6 protein-coding genes are annotated in these 6000 nt (G+C 46.7%); 1 reads left to right on the top strand and 5 read right to left on the bottom strand.

Features of this window, described 5'->3' with window-relative positions; all coding sequences use genetic code 11:
• Positions 1 to 107: 107 nt before the first annotated feature.
• The 5 genes from bcsA to V8L71_RS14065 form a co-directional block, all read right to left on the bottom strand.
• On the bottom strand, positions 108 to 1832 hold the full coding sequence (gene bcsA, locus V8L71_RS14085; protein WP_336274491.1) for a UDP-forming cellulose synthase catalytic subunit: 1725 nt from the start codon (positions 1830 to 1832) through the stop codon (positions 108 to 110).
• A complete protein-coding gene (gene bcsQ, locus V8L71_RS14080; RefSeq protein ID WP_336274490.1) occupies positions 1832 to 2614 on the bottom strand; it encodes a cellulose biosynthesis protein BcsQ in 783 nt (260 codons plus the stop codon). The genes bcsA and bcsQ overlap by 1 nt, the downstream gene beginning before the upstream one ends.
• A complete protein-coding gene (locus tag V8L71_RS14075) occupies positions 2611 to 3099 on the bottom strand; it encodes a hypothetical protein (RefSeq protein WP_336274489.1) in 489 nt (162 codons plus the stop codon). The genes bcsQ and V8L71_RS14075 overlap by 4 nt, the downstream gene beginning before the upstream one ends.
• A 153-nt stretch (positions 3100 to 3252) precedes the next feature.
• Entirely contained in the window at positions 3253 to 4125 is an 873-nt protein-coding gene (locus V8L71_RS14070) for a DMT family transporter (protein ID WP_336274488.1), read from the bottom strand.
• On the bottom strand, positions 4122 to 4391 hold the full coding sequence (locus tag V8L71_RS14065; protein WP_008959619.1) for an Rdx family protein: 270 nt from the start codon (positions 4389 to 4391) through the stop codon (positions 4122 to 4124). Before V8L71_RS14065 ends, V8L71_RS14070 begins: the two co-directional genes overlap by 4 nt.
• A 116-nt stretch (positions 4392 to 4507) precedes the next feature.
• On the opposite strand from V8L71_RS14065, the gene V8L71_RS14060 reads away from it, so the two are divergent.
• A complete protein-coding gene (locus tag V8L71_RS14060; RefSeq protein ID WP_335598323.1) occupies positions 4508 to 5821 on the top strand; it encodes an MFS transporter in 1314 nt (437 codons plus the stop codon).
• Positions 5822 to 6000: the final 179 nt, after the last annotated feature.

The following is a 6000-nucleotide window of genomic DNA, read 5'->3' as shown; positions in this document are numbered from 1 at the left end:
GGCGCTCAAGTGGCTAAATGCCGATATTAAGATTACCCAGCCAGATGACCGGCTGGGTAAATGAATAAGGACAACAGGCGGTGGAAACGGCTCGAAATCGGGTTTTTCTACAGCCTCGTTAGGTGTAAAACTACAGGTCGACTTAATTTAATTCGCACATATTCACGAACTTGTTTTTGCTCACTACCCACGGCTATTGCTGCCATCAAAAAGAAAGCGCTGAAAGAAGCCCATATTAAATTGAAAGCCAATACACTTAACTGTTCACCGTCAGGGTTCCACCAAACTAGGCGAATTACGCCCCATATCGCACCGGCCATCAGTAAGGCTAATAAAAAAAGATGTGGACGTGTCACATTAAAATCAAAAAAGCTTCGATCTAATCGCCCCCCTTTCTCTGTAACATCAAACTTGCCGCGATTAGGGTTAAAAAGCGTAACGATAGAGGGTTTTAGCAAATGAAAGGTCAATACGGTCTCATATATTTCATTCCAGAAAGTATATCGATACTGTCCTACAAGTTTTGCATTGGTATAAACTACCGCAAACAAGTGAGGCAATACATAAACAGCCACAGACTGAGGTGAGGACTGAATAATATTGAGACCAAACAACAAATATGCTAATGGAGCTGTTAAAAAAACAAATCTTGCCAAAGGAAACTGAAAATGAAGCATTGCGCTTAAGTAGCAAAGCCGCTGTGGTACGGTTAAGCCTCTGCCCAATAGAGGGTTATCTCTGCGTAAAATCTGAGTCATACCACGAGCCCAGCGCGCTCTTTGAACAATATGCAATGCAAGACGTTCAGTTGCCAACCCTGCCGCCAGAGGGATGCCTAAATAAGCAGTGGACCAACCTTTCCGTTGTAGTTTTAATGCTGTGTGAGCATCTTCTGTTACCGTTTCAACCGCAAAACCACCAATTTCTTCTAAAGCACTACGACGAATAACAGCACATGAACCACAAAAAAAAGTTGCGTTCCAGTAATCATTTCCCTTTTGAATAGGTCCGTAGAATAATTCTCCTTCGTGCGGAACCTCTCTCCCACTGACGAGATTCCGCTCAAAAGGATCGGGTGAATAGAAATGATGAGGGGTTTGTATGACAGCTAAAGAATCATCAACAAGAAAAGAACCTACTGTGGCCTGTAAAAAGATGCGCGTTGTAATATGATCACAATCGAAAATACAAATTAGCTCGCCTTTAGTTTTTTGGAGAGCATTATTTAAGTTTCCTGCTTTAGCATGCTTATTATCTATTCGAGTTATATAGCCAACACCTGCTTGTGATGCAAAAGCACCAAACTCTGCTCTTTTTCCATCATCCAAAAGATATATATTAATTTTATCGGCAGGATAATCCAAATTTTGCGCCGCAAGCACTGTATCACGAACAACATCTAAACTTTCATTATAGGTAGGTATATACACATCAACCGTAGGCCACTCGTCAATTTCGTTTGGAAGCGGAACAATCTTACGTTCAAGCAGCCAAGCTGATTGAAAAAAGCTTAGCACTAACACTAGCCATGCATAAGCCTCTGCAGCAAGTAACCCGAAGCTTAAAACAGGTTCCAATAAACCTTCTGTAACCAGTGTTTCCGTTATCCGCCAATAAAGATAGCGGCTTGCGGTCATTACCGTTACCAACGCCATTGCTAAACGTATACGCGGAGAATTGACCTGCCCCATGGCTAACAAAAGTAAAGCAGTAATACCACCAAAAGCTAGTTGATTACTCAATGTCATAGGTGTTGATATGACGATTAATAAAATAGGCACACATAGCACTAGCAAAAAAATGATCCATAATTTGTAGAACAAATTTTTCATCACTCACCTTCCTGACGAACTTGTACTAATGCTGCATCTGGCATTAAACGCACGAGGTTGTGAGCAATATTCTCCAAATCATTTACAACTGCTGATGTATAAGCATGCTGTAGCACTGAAACTTGTAATGCATGAGCTTCAGATACCGCTGGGTCACGGTGCACTGATCCTAAAAGCGATGCGCCTAAACGCTCTTTGAGAAGGGAGTACACATCACGGCTAAGTTCGCTGCGCAGATCAAACTGATTGATGACATAATATAAATGTCTACTTATGGCTTCTGGATAGAAATCACCTTCTTCAATTGAAGGTAGAACAGCTAAAGAGGCACTATCTGCAAGCAATGCCGTTATACATAGCGGCTTTAACTGACAAACCGCATCCAATGCGACAGAGTGTCCAGGTGGTAAATCCATTAACAAAACGTCATCTTGAGAACCGTAAAAACCTTTTAGTGATTGATACAATGCTTTAGGGTCGTTGGCTAAAAAGCTTTCAAATCGATAGCGTTCCTCTCGAGTTGTATGGCCATAAGCTAGCACATCAATACCACTCGAAGTAGTTCTCACCATTTCATGCCAATACGGATTAGACGTTGCTTCAACCACATATCCTTGAGGATCATTAAAAGCAATACCAAAGTGCAGTTTCAAAGCATCCTGACCATCAAAGTCAATCACAGTGACATTAAAACCTTGACGCTGTAATGTATAAGCAAGATTAGCAGTTAACGTTGTTTTTCCTACTCCTCCTTTAGGAGATGCAACACAAATAAGTGTCATGAATTAATTAGCCTTAACAATTCTTTTAGCGAAGTTTCTTCTTTTTTACCAAGCTGTTTTTCAGGCTCATTATCTGAATACACATCAAATAGATGACCGAAAGAGTATCGCTGAGTTGGTGTGGGATGCGGCTGGCGGCCGGCAGCAACCGCATGATTCGATTGTGAAATAGTTTCTTGATGAGTTCTTGCAGCACGCCGCACTTGCGTATTTATATGCTTCTGAATTTGAACAGGCGGCAATGGCACTTGCTTTGAGCGCTCAACGCTCTTACGAACTACACCTGGTGCGTACTTTGCAATCCCATCAAGCAATTTCCAACGCTGTTGCTCATTGGAATGAGCCGTATCTGACGCAAATTCTCGATACTCGAACTCTGTACCAAAGCTTTCACTTAATACACCAATGTCTATATTTTTTCCCATATTTTCGTTATGACCTCGCTCTAAGCTATAACCCCCGACATCCAGCAGGCTAAACCTCATGCATTTTCATGATAGCACCCTATTAGTAAAAACTATTTTCTAATCCATAGGTACTAGCTATTAAAGTTATTTTTATACTAGTTACCAACTTACATCAAGTACTAAAATAATCATTCAACGGTAAGCGATTTTCGCTTACCGAGTAACTGCCGACTAGTTACCCTTTTGTGCTTGCTGAAGCCCTAATCCCAACAAAATGAGCACCAACCCGACCAGGGTTGAAGGCAAAATAGGCTCTCCTACCACTAGATAAAGCAAAAACAGCGACACAGGCGGTGAAAGAAAAATCAGGTTGGAGACTTTGGCGGTGCGCGACACTTGGTGTACCGCCAGCTGCCACAAAATAAACGCCACGCCCATTTCAAACAAGCCTACATAAACGCCCGCCCCAAACGCTGGCCAACCATGCCACTGCACACCTGGGCCAAGCAGTAACAAAACCGTCAGCACAGGCAGACCCACACTGAAGTTTTGCCATTGGCCTACCAGAGGCTGTCGCTTATCGCGTGCATTGAGCAGCCAATAAAGTGCCCACAGCAGCGTCGAAGCGAGCGCCAGTACAACCCCTAATGGATCGGCGAAAGAGACATTGAAAACCGAGCCACGTGTAGCGATCACCCAAACGCCTGAGTAAGCGACGAACCCAGCAACGATATCTATTCGAGTCAAGCGTTGACCAAGCAAAGGCACCGCTAAAAACGCCATCGCTAACGCCCAGGTATAATTCAGCGCCATGGCTTCTTGTCCAGGGAGTCGGTCATAGGCGGCGAACAGCACTAAATAATAAGCCACGGGATTCATCAACCCCGCCCACGCAGCTGTTTTCCAACCACTGCATAGCGCCGTGGGCATATTTCCCTGCTTGATGACTAGCGCTCCCATTAATGCCCAGGAAACGAATGCCGCTAGCCACATCAATTCCAAAGGGCTCATCCATGCGAGTGCTACTTTGAAAGCCGTTGCCACTGTCGACCAAAGCGCTACCGCCCCCAGGCCATAGAGGACGGCTTGCTTATCCTGACTCATCGGTCGATATGCCCTAAATCTCGCTCTGGATCCAATTGATCTCGCACGCGTTGCTTGAGAAGTTTTATATCGGGAAAGCCGCCATCACGCTTACGCTCCCAGAGCAGTAGTTCATCACACCATATCTCGAAAGTGCCGCCATGAGAGGGTGATAGCGCGACCTCCGTCAGTTGCTCACCAAAGGTCGATAGAAGTTCTTGGGCATACCAAGCGCTACGCAATAGCCACTGGCATTGAGTGCAGTAGCGGATTTGAATGCGTGACATTGAGAGTTCCTTATCGGTAAATTCCTTTGCAGGATACTATGTAATTCTCAGCATCTATTTGGTCGTTCTCAGAAAACATTTTGTCATCTTAAATTAGCAATCGCCAAGGAACCGTCATGGCTCAACCGGATGTTTCACAGTCTCGCCTTTATGAGTGGCTAACAAGCGATGAAGATAGCCGCATGTGCGATGACATACCTGACAGTGCTTGCAACGAACAGCCGCGCAATTTTTTCCTACACCTATGGGCTTCTTTAGGAAATAAGTTGGCTGACGAGTTATCTAGCGCGCGCTTAGTTTTACCGTGGCTGATGGGCATTATTGGGGCACCGGTGTGGATGGTAGGCTTGCTAGTGCCCATACGTGAGGCGGGTGCGCTACTGCCACAAATTTTTGTGGCGGGTTTTATCCGCTTAAAACCCAAACGGAAATGGGTATGGGTAACAGGTGCGCTGATTCAGGCGCTAGCCGCATTAGTGCTGGCCCTACTTGCGTTGTTCGCCACCGGCTCTTTGGGCGGCGCATTAGTGTTAGCCGCGCTCGTGCTGCTTTCGCTGGCACGGGGCTTATCCTCCATCGCGACCAAAGACGTACTGGGTAAGACTATTTCCAAACGCCGCCGCGGCACGTTGATGGGCTGGAGCGGCAGCGTTGCCGGTGGCGCTACGCTGGCGACGGGCGCTGTACTCATGCTGCTTGATAGTCGCCCCGGCAATGTCATCGTGGCGCTCTTACTCGTAGTCGCCGCTAGTGGCTGGCTAATGAATGCCTTAGCCGCGGCCCGTATTGTAGAAGCTCCTGGCGCCGTTGAAGGAGGAGAAAACGGCTGGGACAGTATTAAGCTAGGTCTGTCGCTGCTAAAAAATGATCGCACTTTTCTACACTTCAACCTTGCCAGGGCATTACTGCTATCAAGTGCACTCGCCTTGCCTTACATCGCTCTGTTGGGGCAGAACCAAAGTGGCACCGACCTCGGCGGCCTGGGTATTTTGATTGTGGTATCCGGGCTTGCAGCGATGGTGGCAAGCCCGGTCTGGGGCAAGCGCGCCGACCAATCGAGCCGCAGCGTTATGCGCGATGCAGCGGTAGGTACGGCTATTTGCTGTTTATTAGCCGCCAGCGTGGTCTGGCTGCCAGGCGGGTGGGCACAAAGTATTTGGCCCTATGCGGTGGTTTACGCGCTCTTAGTGATTATTCACCATGGCGTACGCTTGGGGCGAAAAACCTACCTCATTGATATGGCGAGTCAAGATAATCGGGCGCTTTACGTTGCGCTCTCTAATACGCTAACAGGCGTATTAATGCTTTTGGTAGGCGGCATTATTGGCGCTCTTGCACAATGGTTTGGTAGCGCCATACTACTGCTAATACTTGCTGCAACCGCTGTGGGGGCTGTATTGAGCGCCCACCAATTACCCGAGGTCGAATGAGACGGTGCGCGTACACGATTGCAATGCGTGACAACGCTCGCCATGATAGAGCCAGATAGCAGCGGTAGATTGGAGCCCTTGCTATGCTGCTGATAATAAATGATTTGAAATCCTGCCCGTTCACAGGCAAAAAAAAGCCACTTTGAACGGCGGGAAGGATTGGAGCTGCAACAGGAACC

Source organism: Vreelandella indica (assembly GCF_037070225.1).
GTDB classification, from domain to species: Bacteria; Pseudomonadota; Gammaproteobacteria; order Pseudomonadales; family Halomonadaceae; genus Vreelandella; species Vreelandella arctica.
The sequence above is the reverse complement of the archived record's forward strand: the minus strand, read 5'-3'. Positions and strand labels throughout refer to the sequence as shown.